This window comes from Paenibacillus jamilae (assembly GCF_050482105.1).
Taxonomy (GTDB): Bacteria; Bacillota; Bacilli; order Paenibacillales; family Paenibacillaceae; genus Paenibacillus; species Paenibacillus jamilae_B.
Window position 1 is genome coordinate 1 of record NZ_JBCNHI010000054.1, and the last position, 1,430, is coordinate 1,430.

Sequence of the window (1,430 nt, forward strand, 5' to 3'; positions counted from 1 at the left end):
GGAAGGTGTAGATACACAAGTGGCCATTGTGTATCCGGAGTTAACACCTGATCCGGAGCATATGTATGAACCATTTCCGCTAACGGATGTGCAGATGGCTTATCTGATGGGACGTGAGGACCATTTTGAAATGGGCGGAGTATCGACTCATGGATATACGGAAATTAAAACCGACTATGATATAGACCGACTTAATGTTGCATTACAACAGGTCATTCAATATCAGCCCATGATGCGCGCAGTCGTATTTCCTACCGGAGAGCAGGTTATCCTGGAGAACGTACCGGAATATCGAATAACAGTGATTGACCTTACCCATATGAGTTCGTCTGAGCAACAAGAACGGATAGTGTCAGAAAGAGAGCGAATGTCTCATTATGTATTTCCAACAGACCAATGGCCACTCTTTGAATATAAAGCTTTTAAATTATCTGAAGGAATTCATTATTTGTTTATCAGCTACGACATGTTGATTACGGATGGAGCAAGTATCCAACTGATAGGTAAGTTGCTGGTTAAATTCTATCATGAGCCCAATTGGATGCCATCACAGTTGCAGAGTACATTTCGGGACTACATTCTGGCATTGCAGGATTTTAAAAATTCGGAAACCTATAAGCAGGACAAACTGTATTGGTTGAATAAATTAGACGATTTTCCTGCAGCTCCGGAGCTGCCTTTGAAAGCAGATCCCTCCGGTGTGACTGAGCCTCGTTTTTGCCGTCTGGAGCAAGAGATCGATAGAGAAACCTGGGAGAAAATTAAAAAACAGGCGTATCAGTACAACATCACGCCTACAGCGGCTCTTCTTGCTGCTTATGCAGAAGTGATGGCTTTTTGGAGTAATCAGCCTCATTTAGCCGTGAGCTTGACCGTTTTCAATAGACTACCGTTTCATCAAGATGTGAACGACATGATTGGGGATTTTACTTCCGTAATTCTTATAGAAATTGATTTTAGGTCTGAAAAGGGATATTGGGATAGGGCGAAACAGATCCAAGAACGTCTTTTAGAATCACTTGAGCATCGGCATTATGATGGAATTGAATTAATACGAGAAATATCTAAATACCATAATTATGGTAATCGTGCTGTTATGCCAATTGTTTTTACAAGCATGCTGCTGGGGACCAAAGAAAGAGGTGAAGTTAGTTGGTATGAATTAGGAGAAATACAAATGGGTGCTGGGCAGACATCTCAAGTTTACTTGGATCACCAACTTTTTGAAGATAACGGTTCGTTAAAGCTTGTTTGGGACTACGTTGAGCAACTATTTGATGAAAATGTAATTCATTCAATGTTCAAGCAATATATTGATACATTAACTCTGCATACCAACTGCATAAAAACTACTGAACAAGAAATGAAATTGATGGAGAGCTACAATAATACAGAGAAACTGATACCATATAGCACCTTGCACGGGTTGT

1 protein-coding gene is annotated in these 1,430 nt (G+C 40.4%); it reads left to right on the forward strand.

Annotated features, from left to right (window positions below; genetic code table 11):
• Positions 1-1,430 (forward strand): condensation domain-containing protein (locus ABEW32_RS26180; RefSeq protein ID WP_430193222.1); only part of this gene is annotated, 1,430 nt, incomplete at both ends.